11 protein-coding genes are annotated in these 18871 nt (G+C 49.9%); 7 read left to right on the top strand and 4 right to left on the bottom strand.

Going from position 1 to position 18871, the window contains the following annotated elements; genetic code table 11:
* The first annotated feature begins 72 nt into the window (after positions 1–72).
* The 4 genes from DDZ15_RS14190 to DDZ15_RS14175 all read left to right on the top strand — a co-directional run bounded on the left by DDZ15_RS14190 (position 73) and on the right by DDZ15_RS14175 (position 5747).
* Positions 73–2316 carry a S9 family peptidase gene (locus DDZ15_RS14190; protein ID WP_109647757.1) on the top strand — a complete coding sequence of 748 codons (2244 nt, stop codon included), beginning with the start codon at positions 73–75 and terminating at the stop codon, positions 2314–2316.
* 18 nt (positions 2317–2334) lie between these two features.
* Positions 2335–2772 (top strand): nucleoside deaminase, encoded by a 438-nt coding sequence (locus DDZ15_RS14185; RefSeq protein WP_109647756.1) that lies wholly within the window; start codon positions 2335–2337, stop codon positions 2770–2772.
* 111 nt (positions 2773–2883) lie between these two features.
* Positions 2884–4230, top strand: a complete 1347-nt coding sequence (gene trkA / locus DDZ15_RS14180) for a Trk system potassium transporter TrkA (protein WP_109647755.1) — start codon at positions 2884–2886, stop codon at positions 4228–4230.
* Between the two features lie 2 nt (positions 4231–4232).
* Entirely contained in the window at positions 4233–5747 is a 1515-nt protein-coding gene (locus DDZ15_RS14175) for a TrkH family potassium uptake protein (RefSeq protein WP_109647754.1), read from the top strand.
* Here the strand turns inward: DDZ15_RS14175 and DDZ15_RS14170 are convergent, their stop codons facing one another.
* Positions 5748–7451, bottom strand: a complete 1704-nt coding sequence (locus tag DDZ15_RS14170) for a potassium channel family protein (RefSeq protein ID WP_109647753.1) — start codon at positions 7449–7451, stop codon at positions 5748–5750. It abuts the gene before it with no gap.
* A gap of 180 nt (positions 7452–7631) precedes the next feature.
* Here DDZ15_RS14170 and DDZ15_RS14165 point away from each other — a divergent pair, with 180 nt between their 5' ends.
* Positions 7632–8891, top strand: coding sequence for a hypothetical protein (locus DDZ15_RS14165; protein WP_109647752.1), 1260 nt, complete (start codon positions 7632–7634; stop codon positions 8889–8891).
* Between the two features lie 2313 nt (positions 8892–11204).
* Positions 11205–12320 (top strand): dual-specificity RNA methyltransferase RlmN, encoded by a 1116-nt coding sequence (gene rlmN, locus DDZ15_RS14150; protein WP_109647749.1) that lies wholly within the window; start codon positions 11205–11207, stop codon positions 12318–12320.
* Between the two features lie 243 nt (positions 12321–12563).
* Here the strand turns inward: rlmN and lepB are convergent, their stop codons facing one another.
* Genes lepB through lepA form a run of 3 tightly spaced genes read right to left on the bottom strand, consistent with a single transcriptional unit; the run spans position 12564 to position 16101 of the window.
* On the bottom strand, positions 12564–13661 hold the full coding sequence (gene lepB / locus DDZ15_RS14145; RefSeq protein ID WP_109647748.1) for a signal peptidase I: 1098 nt from the start codon (positions 13659–13661) through the stop codon (positions 12564–12566).
* A gap of 24 nt (positions 13662–13685) precedes the next feature.
* Complete coding sequence (locus tag DDZ15_RS14140; protein ID WP_109647747.1) at positions 13686–14267, bottom strand: hypothetical protein; 582 nt, start codon at positions 14265–14267, stop codon at positions 13686–13688.
* Positions 14268–14289: 22 nt separating this feature from the next.
* The gene (gene lepA / locus DDZ15_RS14135) at positions 14290–16101 is read right to left on the bottom strand and encodes a translation elongation factor 4 (protein WP_109647746.1); all 1812 of its coding nucleotides are present in this window, start codon (positions 16099–16101) and stop codon (positions 14290–14292) included.
* 161 nt (positions 16102–16262) lie between these two features.
* Between lepA and DDZ15_RS14130 the strand changes: the two genes are divergently transcribed.
* Positions 16263–18845 (top strand): M14 family zinc carboxypeptidase, encoded by a 2583-nt coding sequence (locus tag DDZ15_RS14130; RefSeq protein WP_109647745.1) that lies wholly within the window; start codon positions 16263–16265, stop codon positions 18843–18845.
* The last annotated feature ends 26 nt before the right edge of the window (positions 18846–18871 follow it).

The following is an 18871-nucleotide window of genomic DNA, read 5'->3' as shown; positions in this document are numbered from 1 at the left end:
GACAATTATTGAGCCCACATCCGTTATTTACTACGAATTTCATCCCACAATCAAAGATCATACACTGGATACATGAGAAGTTTATTCCTGAAGCGCACCCCTCTGTTTTTTATTCTGTTCAGCCTTATCACAACGGTATCGGTCAGTGCACAAAGCGACCGCCAGAGCTATCAGAGCCTTCAACACGCACTTTTTTCGGCATCTCAGCTAACCGGGGAGCAAGGGCCTCAAAATGTGATATGGATTGAGGGCGGGGAACGATACTCCTATATGGAACGTGATCCCCTGACCGGTGAAGTTGAAATACGCGCCTACAATCCTTCAACCGACGAGGACGAACTGATTTTTCAGACCTCACGCCATAACTTTCCCGGAACCAACACACCTTTTCGCTTCCGCTCCTTTCAGTGGTCGTCTGATTATCAAACACTGGTTTTTCAAACCAATTTTTCACCTATTTACCGCTATTCGGGCACCTCAGACTATTATTACTATTCCCTGGAAAATGAGAGCATGGAACTGATCGCCGGTGCCGCCTTCACGGCCGAGCTTTCACCCGACGGGCAAAAAGTGGCGTACCATCGGGATGGTGAACTCTATATTTTCCGCCTGGATACCGGAGAAGAGATACAGCTTACAAACGACTCTGCCAATCACTTTTACAACGGACGTTTCGGGTGGGTTTATGAAGAGGAATTTGGCAAGGTGCAGGCCTGGAAATGGTCTCACGACAGCCGATACATCGCTTTCTGGCAGACCGATGAACGGCATGTGGAGCGATTTGTCTCCACTAACTATGAAGGCTCCTACCCTCAATACACCGATATCCCCTATCCAAAGGTTGGCTCCGAAAATCCAATTGTAAAAATCGGAATCATCGACACGCAGACGGGTAATCGTCAGTGGGCCAACATTGAAATCGGTGACGGACTCATACCACGAATCTACTGGACTTCCGATCCTGACGAGCTTGCAATCGTTTGGATGAACCGTCAGCAAAACCACCTTAAGCTCTATTTTCACAATGTGGAAACGCGCATGGCTGAACTGATTATGGAGGAAAAAGACGAGAATGGCTGGATTGATGTATTCGATTTCTTTGCAGGCATTGACGACTATTTCTTTTTTCCTGAAAACAGGCAGGAGTTTTTCTGGATTTCGGATCGTGACGGATACAAGCATCTGTATCGCTACAGCTACGACGGTAAGCTCATGAACCAGGTTACCGAAGGCGACTGGCGTGTTACAAACGTGTTTGCAGTCAATGAAGAGAAAGAACGCCTTTACTACGAATCAACAGAGGAGAGTCCCCTGGAGCGTGACCTTTACTCCATCGGCTTCGACGGCACAGGAAAAGAACACTATACGCCCGACTCCGGCTATCACTCCTTCAGCATGGGACCCGACGGCACCTATTTTATCGATACATGGTCGAACACCGAAACGCCTGTACAGGTAGACCTTCGCAGTACAGCGGATGGAGGCATCTTTCTGAAAAAGCTTGTAGACAATGAAGCGGTTAACAGTTACATCAATGAGTATGCCTACTCACCCCGTGAGCTTTTCTCATTCACTTCAGCTTCAGGAGTTGATCTGGACGGATATCTCATTAAACCGCCTGATTTTGATGAAAACAAATCGTATCCGCTGGTCCTCATGATATATGGCGGTCCGGGCTCCCAGGGAGTGTATAATGCGTTTGAAACCAATGCATGGGCTCAATACCTGAGCCAGCAGGGATATGTGATTGCCAACGTTAATAATCGCGGCAGCGGCGGGTACAGCAAAGAGTTCGAAAAGACAGTGTATCGGCGGCTTGGAATTCTTGAAGCGGAAGATTTTACTCACACCGCCAAATATCTGGGCTCATACCCCTGGATTGATGAAAACAGAATAGCCATCCGGGGTCACAGTTACGGCGGCTATATGGCTGCTCTTACCATGGTGCTTCATCCGCAGACTTTCAAGGTTGGCATAGTTGGCGCACCCGTTACCGACTGGCGGCTCTACGACACGATTTACACGGAACGATACATGGGTCTTCTTACCGATAATCGCGATAACTATCAGAACGGATCCGTTATGGCCCATGCGAGCAATCTGCAGGGGAACATGCTGGTTGCGCATTCATCCATGGATGAAAATGTTCACGTCCAAAATACCATGCAGATGATTACAGCTTTCACCAATACCGGCAAGGATGTGGATCTGAGGATCTACCCGCCCGGCGCCCATGGTGTAGCCTACAATCAGCAGAGCTACCTGCTGCTTCATCAGGTATACACATCGTACCTAAACCGGCACCTGAACCCCTGACAGGAAGAGTTCCGTTTTATGCTTAAGCCATATTTGAGTCATATGCATGCCGCTATTGAAGCTGCTTCAGCCGGCAAAACGCCGTTCGGTGCTGCAATTGCCATGGGAGATGAACTTTTTGTCACCGCTGCGAATAACACAACATCCCTGCACGACCCTACCGCCCACGCTGAGGTAATGGCCATCCGCAAAATGGGATCGCAAATTCAGAAAACCGACCTGTCCGGGTTTACTCTGTATACCACTTGCGAGCCATGCCCCATGTGTGCATCCGCTGTTGTGTGGTCTGGCATTGGTACGGTTTACTATGGGTGTACTATTCCGCAAATAAGCACCAGAATGGATCAGATAACCCTCAGGTCTGATGAACTGAACCGATACAGTTTCCGTAATGTGGACTGGATCGGTGGCGTATTGGTTCAGGACTGCCTGAAACTTCTGAACAGATATTCATAACCGCCTTCTCACCGAATGCTTTGGATGCATTCTGATGTAAACCCCGATTTATTTAATCACTCAAATGTGATACATTTGCTTGAGACAGACAACCTGTAGCTATATTCTGTTTTGAAAATACTAATTGCCGGGGCCGGCGAAGTTGGTTTTGAACTGGCCAAGGTTCTTTCCGAAGAGCAGCAAGACGTTACCGTAATGGATGAACGCCAGCAATGCATCCAGCGTGTAACTGAAAACCTGGATGTTTTGGCAGTAGAGGGCAATGCCACATCACCCAAAAGCCTTGTAAAAGCGGGTGCCCGGCAAACCGACCTGATGGTGGCCGTTACAAGCGTTGACGAGGTAAACATCATTGCCTCAACCATGGCAAAACGGCTGGGTGTAAAAACAGTCATTGCACGGGTCCGGAACCAGGAATTATCGCAGCCCGATGCCCCCATTACCCCCTCCGAACTGGGCATTGATGTTTTGATCCATCCTGAGGAGAGTGCCGCAAACGAAATTCACCAGCTCATTAAGCGCGCATCGGCAACGGATGTGGTTTCACTGGCCGACGGCAAGCTTCAGCTTGTGGGGGTGCGCGTTGAATCAGGTTCAGAAGTCGTAGATCAGACTCTTGAGGAGCTGGCGGCCGACTACGATTCACTGCCCTTCCGGGTGGTCGCAATATCCAGAAGGGGAAGTACAATTATTCCGCGTGGCGACAGCCGTCTCATGGCACTCGACCATGTGTTTATCATTACACGAACGGATCATGTTAAACGGCTGACCGAGGCCACTGGCCACCGGGATGTGAAGCTTCGCCGTGTGATGATTGCGGGTGGCAGTGATGTGGGCCGCATACTCGCCAAAAAGCTCTCCGCCGACAAACAGAAATGGGATATCAAACTGATAGAACCCGATAAGGAAGCAGCGGAAGGTATTGCGCGAAATAATCAGGATATCCTGGTACTGAACGGCAACCCAACCGATCCGAATCTGCTTGTAGTTGAGGGAGTTCAGGAAATGGATGCGTTTATTTCGGTAACGGATGATGAAGAATCAAACATCATCTCATGCCTGATGGCAAAACATCTGGAAGTGCGCAAAACCGTTGCCCTTGTGTCGAAGGCTCAGTATGTGCCACTCAGTCAGACGATCGGGATTGATGCTATTGTCAATGTAAAAGCGGCGGCTTCAGATGAAATTCACAGACAGATCAGGCAGGGACAGATGCTTACGGTGAAGGCACTTCACGGAATCAAAGCTGAGATCATTGAAGTGGTAGCCGGGAAAAATTGCGGGATGCTGAAAAAACCTATTCGTGATCTGCAGCTGCCCGAAGGCGTTGTGATCGGCGGTATCCTGAGAAACAAATCGGTGGAGATTGCCACCGGAAATTCGGTGATCCGCGAAAATGACAGGGTTATCATCCTGGCGCTGCCCAAAGCCATCAAAAAAGTGGAAAACCTTTTCTGATCATGATTGAACGCCTTGAAATCGGAGTTAACAGGCCCAGGATTGATCTGAAACCTGTAACCGGTATTCTCGGAGGGTTGATCTTTTTTCTGGGAGCTTCTATGCTGGCCCCTGTATTGGTCGCACTGCTATATGATGAAGCATCCTGGAGCGCATTTCTCCTGACCGCCGTTTCCGCCATGGCCGGCGGTGCATTTCTTTTTATTGTATTCCGACCCAAACACGAAATCAGGATCCGGGAGGCTTTTCTTATCGTATCGCTTGCCTGGTTTGTCGGTTCACTGGTTGGAGCATTTCCCTTTACGCTTAGCGGCACGCTCGATTCCTATACGGATGCAGTTTTTGAAACAATGAGCGGCCTCACCACCACCGGCGCCACAATCCTGGGCGGAGCTACCAGTCATGGCTTTGTAAATCCGGCCATTGAAAACATTGATAAAAGCCTGCTTTTCTGGAGATCCCTGTCGCACTGGCTGGGCGGTATGGGTATCATTGTGCTCAGTCTGGCCCTGCTTCCGCTGCTCGGTATCGGCGGTATGCAGCTCTTTCAGGCCGAATATTCGGGTTCAAAATCGGACAAGCTTACGCCCAGGGTTCAGGAAACGGCATTTCTTCTATGGTCCGTCTATATCGGGATGACAGCCGTTCAGTTTATACTTCTTTGGGCTCATCCATCAATGGATTGGTTTGAAGCGATTAATCACGCCTTTTCCACGCTTGCCACCGGAGGTTTTTCCACAAAAAATGCGTCCGTTGCCGCCTTCGACTCGGTATATGTCGATATCATCATTACCGTATTCATGTTCCTGGCCGGTATCAACTTCGCAATGCACTACCGGTTATTCTCAGGCAATGCTTCAGGTTTTTTCAGAAACAGGGAAATCCGATTCTATACCTTTCTGACCGTCATTTTTATATTGGCAATATCCGCGGCACTCTGGATTTCAAACAGCTACTCCATCGGCGACGCTTTTCGCTACGGCAGTTTTCAGGTTGTCTCAATTATTACCACCACGGGTTTCGGATCGGATAATTATGCCATATGGCAGCCGCTCGCATCCTTTCTCCTCTTTCTTCTCTTTTTTACAGGGGGATGTGCCGGTTCTACCGGAGGAGGCATCAAAATGATCCGCATTATGATCATTACAAAGAACATAGCCAGAGAATTTCGCCAGCTGATTCACCCTCAGGCCGTTATCCCGGTACGTATAGGCGACCGGGTGATTGAGACGCCAATCCTGAAAACCATTCTGGGGTTCTTTGTACTGTACTTTTTCATATTTGCCATCGGCTCTCTGATCATGAGTTCACTCGGTTTTGATCTTGTCTCTTCGATGGGCGCAAGTATTGCAAGTCTTGGGAATATCGGCCCCGGCTGGGGTGAATTCGGTCCGATTGACAATTACGCGCATGTACCTGCCTTCGGCAAGTGGGTTTTGACAATTCTTATGCTGATTGGCAGGCTTGAACTGTTTACCATACTGGTGATCTTCACGCCCTGGTTCTGGAGAAACTGATTACTTTTCGTTGTTTTTTTCGTAACGGTAGTTAAAATCATTCTCACCCTCAGGTGAACCGATCAGTATCAGCTCTTCACCGGCCTTCATTCGATGGTCGGGGGCAGGGCTCACGAGCATTCCCTTGTTGTTACAATTAATGGCAAGAACCGTACAGCCGGTCTCCTTTCGTATATCCGACTCGATGAGTGATTTGCCTGCAAGCGTCTCCTTTACCTTGTGATTAAAGATATTCAGCCCTTCAGCGAGCGTCAACACATCCTGGCCTTCCAGAATATTAAAGATGGAATTGGCACCCATCGTCGCGTACGACATCACGAAATCAGCGCCCGCACGGTGCATCGTGTTAATATTCTTTTCGTAGGTAGCACGGCTGATAATCTGCATATTTGGGCAGAGTCTGCGGCTGTAGATGGTAAGGTAGATGTTGATATCATCATCATGCGTTGTAATTAGTGCCGTATGCGACTCCTCAATACCTGCTTTTTTCAACACTTCGTGATCTGCAGCGTCACCCAGTATATATTTCTCCTTGTCACGGATGCGATCCGGGTTTTTATCGATAATCCGGTAGTCAATATGCCTCTCTTCAAGCGATTTGGCTGCTGCACGTCCCACACGTCCCGCACCGATAATCACCACGGGTTTGTCGGAAACATGGTAGATACTGACCAGCTCGTCGTAATTTCGAAGCTGTTCAACCGTACCTGCAAGAACCAGAACCGTTTTATCTGTGATCAATGTATCGGGCATTGGCTGTGAAAATTTGCCCCGCTCCCAGATACCGACAACACTGGCTCCTGTCGACTCACGAATGCGGCTGTCTTTAAGGGTTTTCCCGACCAGCGGTGTTTCCTGTGCCGTCGATTCACCAATCACCAGTTCATCAATATGCCCAATTACGTGAACGCGCGCATTGCCTCCAAGGGTTCTGCGGGCCAGTGAACGGCCCAGAATTTCACCCATTTGCAACACATAATTCGCTCCGGCAAGCTGCAGAATATCAACCGAGTCTGAAGAAACCGCTGTGGCAACAATCTTTGTATTCTTGTTGAATTCACGAACCGTAAAGGCAACGTTGGTATTCTCTGTATCGGCACCGGTAGCGACTACAAGGTTGGCCTTTTCAATGCAGAGGTTATGGTATGTCTCATAGTCAGTGGGATCGCTGTTTACAACCGTATAACCCGCATCAGCCAGGTCCAATGCTTTTTGAAGATCGGGCTCCAGAATAGCATACTCAATTTTATAGGCGGCCAGCTTTCTGATCAGTGCTTCCGTAATGGCATCCAGGTTTGTGATGATCACATGGTCGTGCGTACCCTGGGGCAGCTTCTTTGGCGCACGTGCCTGGTTCATGGCTTTCATCCATGGAGCATAGAAAAACTCGATGAACGTAAACGGCAGCATCACAAGCAAGAACAGCACACCGGAAAAAAGAACCAGCATGGAATAAGCGCGGCCCAGATCGGATGAAAACACTATATCGCCAAAACCGAGAGTCGACATGGTAACAAGAACCCAGTAAAAACCTGTAATCCAGCTATGCTCCTGCCCCTCGTAAAGAGATACGTAATGGAAAAGAATGGAATAGGCCACATACATCAGTACCAGAACCGCAATAAATTTGAGCAGTTTTACAACATTGGTACGGGTACGCCTGTTGGCAAAAAAGTAGGAAAGTTGTGAGCCTAGAAATTTCAAATGGCAAAAGTCTGGGTTATCCTGAACAGATCAGGTAGAAGTAAAATATTCCAAATTGTTTGTGTTTAAAAATTTTTACCCTTTGTAACGTCGTAAAAGCTGATTCATTGGAAATTCTAACCTTAGAATGGTTACCTTCCCTGCCTGCGTATAATCACCTGCAATACTCTAAAACAGACAGTGAACCGCTCATTATCAGCCATTTTTTTTCTATTTCTGCTCTTTTACTGCAGTACTGCAGCGGCACAGTCAGTTGACGGGCCGGATCCTATTCCGAATGTTTTTCTTGACTGCAGAGCCTGCGATGTCAATTACATACGTACCAACATAACATTTGTGAACTATGTAAGGGATCAGCAGGACGCCTCCATCTATTTGCTGATCAACGATCAGTCGACGGGAGGCGGCGGCCGCGAATATACCCTCGTTTTTTCTGACCTGACCGTGGAAAGCTCACAATCTGATACGCTCAGGTACGTCTCTCCAAGCACAGACTCAGGTGATGAACGGCGTATTGGCCTGAACCGGTACATTAAACTCGGTTTGGTCCCTTTTGTTGTGAATACGGTGGCTATGAATAATCTTGATGTTTTCTTCGATGCCCCCGGCGAAGGTGAGGATATTCAGACTGAAGAGATTGACGACCCATGGAATAACTGGGTATTTGATATCAATATGCGATCCAATATCAGCGGACAGGAGCGTGAGCTGAATGCAGGCTTTTTCAGCGGACTAGAAGCGGAACGTACTACGCACATCTGGAAAATACGCTTTAATGCACGCGGTGAAATAAACCGCAGGCGGTTGGACCTGAGCGACCGGACCCTGAATATCAACCGCGACTGGGGAAATACCTGGGGAATGGTCGGGTACAGTCTGAACGACCATGCCACGGTTGCACTGTTTGGAAGTGCCAGGTTCAGCCGGACCGGAAACATTGCGCTTAATACATACATTGCACCGGCTGTTGAGTACAACTTCTTCCCCTATTCAGAATTTCAGGAGCGGCGTTTTGTGATTCAGTACCAGGTAACGCCTATGTTTCGCAGGTACTTCAACACAACCATCTTTTTTAAGGATCAGGAGACCATTATGTCGCAGGAGCTGAGTGCGCGGCTTCGATATGACCAACGATGGGGACGCATTGATATACGGGCCGCCGGAAGCCACTTTTTTCATGACACCTCCATTAACCGTTTTGAGGTGAACCCATCCTTCAATATTCGCATTGTTCGCGGGCTTTCCCTGAGCCTTTCCGGACGTTACCGGATCATCAATGATCAGCTGGCCCTTCAGCTGCCCAGCGACGTGGATCCCAATGATCCCGAATCCATCCTTCGCGGTGTTCAGCGTCCTACCTCCTACGATTATTCCATTTCATTTGGATTCAGCTACACCTTTGGATCGATCTACAACAATATTGTAAATCCGAGATTTTAGGGTTTTGGTTGTTTGTTGGTGGTCAGTGGTCAGTGGTCAGTGGTTTGTTGTTGGTAGTTAGTTGTTCGGTGATAAAAGTTCGCAGTTCATTGCCTGTTACTTTTATCCAAAAAAGTATATCAGGCCTTTTTCAGAACACCCCACCACATATTCAACGCCATCCGGCGTTGTCGGGATCAGTTGCCTAACCCTCCCCGGGCTTCCGCCCGGGGCTATTGACCTTAATCCGCCATCCGGCGGATTGGGCTTGGAGCTGGCACAGCATTGCATATCCATAAGTATTCCATTTGCATGCATTCAACCCGAATTCCGCAGCACCAAAATCCAGAAGAGGGATTTCGGCCACAACGGAGTACCCTTCCGACCAATCGATCTGATTTTATGCCACCGGACGCCGGGGGGCGTCCAATCTTATTAGCCCCGGGTGAAACCCGGGGTAAACGAAAGCCAACATCCGTCAACACCGGAGGTGTTGAACAGCACGTAGTGGCACGAGCACGGCCCCTGGTAATTTCAGGCACCTTATCCTCCCCTTGTTAGTAGTTCGGTGTTCGCAGTTCGTCATTCGTCGTTCGCAGTTCATTTTTCATTTCTTTTGCCTAAATAGTTACTGCAACCCATTTAAAGGAATGCGGCTACCACCACATATTCAACGCCATCCGGCGTTGTCGGGATCAGTTGCCCAACCCTCCCCGGGCTTCCGCCCGGGGCTATTGACCTTAATCCGCCATCCGGCGGATTGGGGATTTGGACAGATTTCGAAATCAGTACCCCAGAAAAATTTTGCCCCTCAAGTCATGTAATAAATCAGACATCTCAAGAAAAGGGATCAATACCTCTGATACTGAAAATTTTCTTAATTCTATTTTTGGCGGCATCTTATATCTACGACTTCAAACACCGATTATCCCATAACGGACGCCGGGAGGCGTCCAATCTTATTAGCCCCGGATGAAACCCGGGGTAAACTTGCATGCATTCAACCCGAATTCTGCAGCACAAAAGTCCCGATGGGAATTCCGGCCACCACGGAGTACCCTTTCGAATCAATTACCCTGATTACCATATTACGGACGCCGGGAGGCGTCCAATCTTATTAGCCCCGGGTGAAACCCGGGGTAAACGAAAGCCAACATCCGGCAACACCGGAGGTGTTGAACAGCACGCAGTGGCACGATCACGGCCCCGGATAATTTCAGGCATCTTATCCTACCCTTGTTAGTAGTTCACAATTCGTCGTTCGTCGTTCGTCATTCGCAGTTCATTTTTCATTTCTTTATCCTAAAAAGTTTCTGCAACCATTTTAAAGAAATGCGGCCCCTACCGTACATTCAACGCCATCCGGCGTTGTCGGGATCAGTTGCCTATCCCTCCCTGGGCTTCCGCCCGGGGCTATTGACCTTAATCCGCCATCCGGCGGATTGGGCTCGGTACAGGCACAACATTGCATACCCATGGGTATTAAACTTGCATGCATTCAACCCGAATTCCGCAGCACCAAAATCCACAAGAGAAATTCCGGCCACAACGGAGTACCCTTCCGACCAATCGATCTGATCTTATACCACCGGACGCCGGGAGGCGTCCAATCTTATTAGCCCCGGGTGAAACCCGGGGTAAACGAAAGCCAACATCCGGCAACACCGGAGGTGTTGAACAGCACGCAGTGGCACGATCACGGCCCCGGATAATTTCAGGCATCTTATCCTACCCTTGTTAGTAGTTCACAATTCGTCGTTCGTCGTTCGTCATTCGCAGTTCATTTTTCATTTCTTTATCCTAAAAAGTTTCTGCAACCATTTTAAAGAAATGCGGCCCCTACCGTACATTCAACGCCATCCGGCGTTGTCGGGATCTGTTGCCCAACCCTCCCCGGGCTTCCGCCCGGGGCTATTTACCTTAATCCGCCATCCGGCGGATTGGGCTTGGAGCTGGCACAGCATTGCATATTCATAAGTATTCCATTTGCATGCATTCAACCCGAATTCCGCAGCACCAAAATCCAGAAGAGGGATTTCGGCCACCACGGAGTACCCTTCCGACCAATCGATCTGATTTTATGCCACCGGACGCCGGGAGGCGTCCAATATTATTAGCCCCGGGTGAAACCCGGGGTAAACGAATGCCAACATCCGGCAACACCGGAGGTGTTGAACAGCACGTAGCGGCACGAGCACGGCCCCGGGTAATTTCAGACATCAACGATTATCCCCTTTGCCGCACATTCAACGCCGCCCGGCTGAAACTCCCGGACCATTATGGCTCCTCCATCACACATTGTTGTTTCCGCAGCATTGTTCGTATCTTTGATCCATGAATTCTGAAGCTACCACCACCGAAAAAAAGAGAGACCTCAAATCCCTCACAAAGCAGGAATTAACCACCTTTCTTGAAGGACTCGGACTGGCCTCCTACCGGTCTGATCAGGTTTTTCAATGGCTTTATCAAAAGGGCGTCAGCTCGTTCGACGAGATGACCAACCTCTCCAAAGACCTCCGGGCCAAACTGCCTGAACTGGCTGAAGTCCGGCGGCTCACTATTTTCAACCAGCAGGAGTCGAAAGACGGCACCATTAAATTCCTCTTTCAGCTCGACGATCCGAATGACTATAAGGTTGAAGCCGTCCTCATCCCTGATTTTTATCCCGACGGTGCCGCCAACCGGCTCACCGTATGCGTCTCCTCGCAGGTAGGCTGCATGTTCGGCTGCTCCTTCTGCGCCACCGGCAAAATGGGCTATTTCCGGAATCTGACGCACGGTGAGATCGTGGACCAGGTGCAGATTATCAACGAAATCGCTGAAGAACGATATGGAAAAAAAATAACCAACGTCGTATACATGGGCATGGGCGAACCGCTTCACAATTACAAGGCTGTTGTAGAATCGGCCCGGATTCTCTCTGACCCTATGGGCATCGACCTGTCCCCAAGGCGAATCACCGTCTCCACGGTAGGGCTAACCAAACAGATCAAGCAGCTGGCCGACGAAGAGACCGGTGTAAACCTGGCCATCTCCCTGCATGCCGCCGATGACGAGAAACGAAACAAGATTATGCCGATCAATGAATCGCTGAATCTGGAAAAGCTGGAGGAGGCGGTTACATACTATTTCCAAAAAACGGAAAAACCGCTCACCTACGAATACCTTCTGTTCGATGAATTCAACGATACACGCAGGGACGCCCTGAATCTGGTCAAAATCGCCCGATGGGTCCCATCGAAGGTCAACATCATCATGTACAACAGCGTGGCCGGGGTCACCCTGAAACGGGCCAGGGAGGAGCGGCTGAATCAGTTCATGAAAGTGCTTGCAGACAAAGACGTGACCGCCACCGTTCGCCGAAGCCGCGGGGACGATATCGATGCGGGATGCGGTCAGCTTGCTATCCGTGAAGGACAGAAGAAGGGGAAGAGCCTGGTGAAGGAATAGGGAGTTGGGAGTATTTGGAGTTAGGAGTGCCTGGGATAGTTGGCAACTTAAATTCCAATTATCAAATCACAAATTCCAAACGCCTTCCTTACTGGAATTTCACTCGAAATACTGCTAAATATTCCCCTTTTGGAATTTGGGATTTGTTATTTGGTGCTTTCCTGGAGCTTGTCGCCTGCAGCCTGCACCCTGCTGCGTGCTGTTTGCAGTCCCGACCCCTCGGGATACCCTGTACCTTGAGCCTTAACTATGAATGAGATCAAACATCCTTCCCACCCGTGGAAGCCATCGTTCGCCGTCCCATGAAAAGTAGATCATTCCTGCTTTACCGATCACGTGGTCGTCGGGCACAAAACCCCAGTAGCGGCTGTCTTCGCTGTCGTCGCGATTGTCGCCCATCATAAAGTAGTAGTCTTTCTGTATGGTATACAGATTGGTCTCTTCCCCGTTGATGATAAACTGCCCGTTATCCTGCTGCACGGATACACGCTCGTATCGCTCCAGAATGTCCTGGTAGATGTTCCAGTTTTCGGGAGTAAGCTCCACCTGCTGTCCGGCATAGGGAACCGTGAATTCGGGAATATGATCATGATTATTGAACCCTCTTGAAAAGTTAAAGCCGCGGCGGCTGAAAATGTTGAAATCCTCGGGGAGCACAAATTGCTCTACGCTTTCGATTTCCGGCCAGCTCTCCATCTCACCGGCCAGTTCGGACGTCAGGTTCAGGATATACTCCCCGTTGCCGCTTTGAACTACACTTCCGCCCGCTTCCCGCACCTTTGCGGGGCTAAGCCGAACCCCACCACGGGTGATGGCACGATAATTGAACATAAGTGTCTCATACTGTTCGGCGCGCTCACCATTCACGTACAGATCCTTGGCATCCACCCGAAGGCGGTCACCCGGCATACCAACCGCACGTTTGATATAATTCGTTTTTGCGGAAATCGGAGCAACATCGATCGGATAGTTAAAAACCACGATATCATTCCGCTTCACCTCGCTGTAGCCCGGAATTCGGAACCAGGGCAGATTGATTCCCGGTACATAAATTTCCGTAAAAGGCACCGACACGGTCATCGGTGTGCGGGGACCGTAGGCCAGTTTGGTTACAATCAGAAAGTCGCCGGTAAGCAGGGTTTTCTCCATCGATGGAGTTGGAATTCGATATGCACCAAAAAAGAATGTTCTGAGAATGATAGCCGCTACGGCTGCCCAGATCAGAGCGTCAAGCCACTCCCTCGCCCAGTGTTTGGCTTTTGCATCCTCTGCTTTTTCCTTGTCACTCCGTTTTCTGTTCCAGAACGACTCTTTTTTTGTCAGATCTTTTTTTCTGCTCAACGCTTTTTCATCCTTTTTTTATCATTATCGAAGTGAAGCAGGCCTCTCAATGGCTTCATGATTAAACTCCCCGTCCCTGTATTCAACCAAATACCACTGGTCTCTTTCCGGTGAATAAAAATAGTCGGAAAAAGATGCCAGTTCTCCATATTCATTCATGAGCATTCTGTTCAGCGTACGCTTCACCTGCGGCATCATATCAATGTAACGGCTTGCACCCACGTATACCAATCCGTTCTCAAATGGACCGTCAAGGTCGAGCAGCATCAGCGGAATACGGTCGTCAATGATAAACCAGTATTCGAACTGCACCGCTTTCCCGGGCCGGAAATTACGGTTGTTGATCAGATCACCGATGGTTTGCGTGGGTTCCCCGAAAACGGCCTGCAGACGCGACCGCAGCTCAACCGTTGGAATGCGATCGATGGTGGTCGAATTGTACAGGCCCTGACCGGTCCAGCTGATATCCGCAAACATCTGTTCGAACTTAGCCCTTTCTGAACGTTCAACCTTTTCAAATACGGGATCATCAAACTGAGCATACAGTGATGGTACTGCAAAGAGACAAAAAATTATGAGCAATATGTATTTTCGGAGCATAAACATCGGTACTGTCTGATTGGTTGTTCTATCGGTCATCTTCATCCATAGAGAGAACGGCCAGAAACGCCTCCTGCGGTATTTCAACGGTTCCAACCTGTTTCATTCGTTTTTTTCCTTCCTTCTGTTTTTCGATCAGCTTACGCTTTCGGGTGATGTCGCCGCCGTAACACTTGGCCGTAACATCTTTTCGGAGTGCTCGGATGGTGTCGCGCGCAATTACCCTTGAACCGATCGCCGCCTGTACTGCTACTTCATACTGCTGACGCGGAATAAGTTCCTTGAGCTTGGCGCAGATTTTGCGTCCCTGCTCATATGCCTTTTCGCGGTGGGTGATACTTGAGAGTGCATCCACAGGATCACCGTTCAGCAGGATATCCAAACGTACCAGATCACCCTTTCGGTATTCAAGAAGTTCATAATCGAGTGATGCATACCCGCGGGTACCGCTCTTCAGTTTGTCGTAAAAGTCAAAAACCACCTCAGCCATGGGCAGCTCATAGGTTATTTCAACCCTGTTACCCTGCATAAATACCTGGTTTTTATAGACCCCCCGTTTATCCTGGCAGAGCTTCATTATGGGGCCGATATAATCAGCCGGTGTGATAATACTCGCCTTGATATAGGGCTCCCAGACGGTTTCCACTTTTCCCGCATCGGGCATTTCACTGGGATTGTCGACCGTTTTCTTTCTCCTCTCTCCTTTGTGATTGATCTCCACCTCATACTGTACGTTCGGCACTGTGGTAATGATATCGATATTAAATTCGCGGTCGAGACGCTCCTGTACAATCTCCATATGCAGCATCCCCAGGAAGCCCGCACGGAATCCGAACCCGAGCGCCTTGGATGTTTCGGGCTGGTAGGACAAGGAAGCATCATTGAGCTGCAGTTTTTCGAGAGCCGACCGCAGATCTTCAAAATCCTCTGAATTGGTGGGAAATATGCCGCTGAACACCATCGGTTTCGACTCCTGGTAACCGGGTATCGGTTCGTCGGCACCGTTTTTCTGATGGGTAATGGTATCCCCCACCCGTGCATCCTGCAGTGACTTCACGCTGCCGATCACGTACCCCACATCCCCGGCTTTTAGCTCGGTACACGGCTCCTTTTTCAGTTTGAGATAACCGATCTCTTCTGCATCATACTCCTTGTGGGTAGCCATAAATAGCATGGGATCGCCTTTTTTGAGAGAACCCTGCATCACCCGCACATAGGCGATCGACCCGCGGTAGGTATTGAAAATAGAGTCAAAAATGAGTGCTTTAAGCGGTTTGTCAATCTCCTGCTTCGGGGCCGGTATGCGTTCCACAATGGCCTCAAGAAGATCTTCAACACCCTCTCCCGTTTTTCCCGATACCCTCAAAATGTCTTCGTATTCGCAGCCTATCAGATCGATTACCTGCTGGCTGATGTTCTCCGGATCGGCACCCGGAAGATCAATTTTGTTCAAAACGGGTATAATCTCCAAGCCCTGTTCAATCGCCTGATAGAGGTTCGATATCGTCTGTGCTTCCACCCCCTGTGCTGCATCCACCACCAGAATCGCTCCTTCACACGCCTTGAGAGCCCGCGACACCTCATAGGCAAAATCGACGTGCCCCGGTGTGTCAATCAAATTGAAGATGAATTTCTCCTTGTTCGGGCGGACATACTCCATCCGGATGGCGTGGCTTTTGATGGTAATACCGCGCTCGCGCTCCAGGTCCATATCATCCAGGATCTGTTCCTGCATCTCCCGTTCGCTGATGGTTCCCGTGCGCTCAAGCAGACGGTCGGCCAGCGTGGATTTGCCGTGATCAATATGTGCAATAATGCAGAAATTTCGGATTTGGGTCATTCGGACAGGGGAAAAATGCTAAACTTTCTAAAGGCAACAAATATACAAAGTTGAAACGGTCATTGCATTTAAATGTTATTTGCAGGTATTTACGATGAAGATTTCATTTCAACAGAAATTCACTCTCTCACTGGCATTAACCAAACATTTCCCGGATCATCATGAAACTGAATCACTTCCTGTTATTGATACTACTCATTCTGCCGTTTCAGCTACATGCGCAGGTACAATCTTTCGAAGAGGTCGTGGGCCATGCCTCGGGTGAACGCATCACTCTTTCCCATCAGATTCTGGATTATCTGGACTACCTTGAGGAAGCGTCCGACCGCGTTACCCTGCTTGAAATCGGCACCACATTCGACCACCGCTTGCAGGTAGCCGCCATCATCACTCATCCCGACAACCACGATCGTCTTGATGAAATACGGACAAATGCACAGCGTCTGGCCGACCCCAGACTCACATCACAGTCCGAGGCCGATCAGATCATCGCTTCCCAGCCGGCTGTTCTTTACCTGGGCGGATCCATTCACGGATTTGAGCTCTCCGGCACGGAGGGCGTGCTTCGCATGATCGAACACTATACCACGGCTAACGATTCGCAGACCATGGAAGAACTGCGTAATACGGTAATCATTGCCGATCCGGTAATCAATTCGGATGGCCGCGACACCTTCGCACAGTTCAACCACCAGCATGAAGGACGCATCACCAATCCCGATCCGGCACACTGGTCAAACGACTTTACAGGGTGGGAAGGGCTGAAATTCCGCACCGGCCACTATTATTTTGACCTCAATCGCGATTGGTTTGCACACACCCATCCGGAAACAAGAAACCGCGCAGCCATTCTTCAGATGTGGAAACCACAGGCTGGTGTTGACGCGCACGAAATGGGTTCAGAGCGAGAATTTTACGTGGACCCCCCAGCCGATCCGGTAGCGCCATTCTTTCCTGAGTATACCACCCGATGGTTCCGCGAGTATGGGAAGGCACATGCTGCCGCTTTCGACCGTGAAAACGTTGAATACACAACAGGTGAAATTTTCAATTTCTTCTACCCCGCCTATTTCACATCCTATATGACCTATCAGGGGGCTGTCGGAATGCTCTATGAACAGGGGTCATCACGCGGATTCGCCTGGGAATTGAGCGACGGCACCGTGCGGACTCTTGAACAGGCGGCCTTTCAGCAGTTTACGGCGCTGCGCGCTATGATCGGTCTCTCAAGCGAGCGGCGTACGGACATCCTTGCCGACTACTACCGCTCTCACGTCGAGGCACTCGATATGGGCAGCACGGGAATTGTACGGTACATCATTAAACAGGAAGGAGATCCGGCCCTGGTTGCCTATGTTATCAACCTGCTTCAGCGAAGCGGCATCGAAGTGGATCGCCTCGAATCTGAGGTAACCCTGCGCAATGTTCTTGACCGTGAAGGCAACGATGCCGGTTCACAGACCTTTGAAGCAGGCACCTATGTGATTGAAGCGTCACAGCCCCGCATGGCTTTTATCCGCAGCCTGCTCGAGCCACACGTGCCGATTCCCGAAGACTTTCTGGAAGAAGCACGCGAACGGGTGAACCGTGGAGAAAACCCCCGGTTTTACGACATCACCTCCTGGTCTCTCCCGCTGCTCTACAATTTGCAGGGTTTCAGCACCTCCGATTCGAGAAGCCTTTCTGTTGAACGAGTGACGCAGCCCGTTGAAAACCCCGGCGGAATGACAGACCAGATGGCAGAGTATGCCTATCTGATCAGCGGAAACCAGTCGAAATTACTATCCGCGATCATTCCGCTGCGCGAGCGGGAGATCCGGTTGCACATCATATATAAGCCAACCCGGATCGGCGGCACAGAGTACCCCTCGGGTACGCTTGTAGTACGAACCGACGGCCGCAGCGAAGAGGTTCACTCTGCTGTTAGGGAACTGGCGGAACGGTTCGACCTTGATGTGGATGCCGTTGACAGCGGATTGGCAGACCCCGGTTTCCCTCCGCTTGGAACCATTGAGGGTAACCGTGTTCAGAAACCTGAAATTGCCATCCTCGGCAACTACCCGATGCAGGGATACTCTTTCGGATGGGTCTGGCACACGCTCGACCGGGTTTATGAAATTCCGCACACCATCATCAATACGCGGAGTATTGAGTCAACGCCGATGGAGCGATTCGATGTGCTGATTATGCCTGAAGCCGGAAGCTCCGGAGAGCTTGAAACCTACCTGGGCGAAACAGGAATGGAGAGAATCAAACAATGGGTCAGGGATGGCGGGACCCTGGTAACACTGGGTTCGGCTACCGAATTTACCCGGAGCAGGCTGGAACTGGGCGAGCTGGAGTCTTGGTACGATGCTGAAGAAAACCAGGATGTTCAGCGCATTTCGGTTCCGGGAGCATTTGTAAAGGCTGAGCTTGACCGTAATCAATGGCTTGTATCAGGGTATGAAACGGATATGCCTTTGCTGATCAACTCGAGCAGACTGTACAAAATGCCGGAGGGTCCACCGTCCCCCGCACGCCGTGCACCGGTTCAAATTGCCTCCGGCGATGATATCCGGATATCCGGCCACATGTGGCAGGAGAATCTGGAACGTCTGCCGGGCGCGGTTTTCGCCTATGAACAAAGAATCGGCTCCGGGAGAGTGATCATGTTTGCAGAAGATCTCAATTTCAGAGGCTACTGGAGAGGAACAAATCGCCTGTTTCTGAATGCGGTCATACTTGGCCCGAGTGCTCCGTGAGGAGATTAGACATGAGTATTGAGATG

The sequence above is a fragment of the Rhodohalobacter mucosus genome, assembly GCF_003150675.1.
Taxonomy (GTDB): Bacteria; Bacteroidota; Rhodothermia; order Balneolales; family Balneolaceae; genus Rhodohalobacter; species Rhodohalobacter mucosus.
Note: the sequence above shows the minus strand (reverse complement) of the source record. Positions and strands in the feature narration are given on the sequence as shown.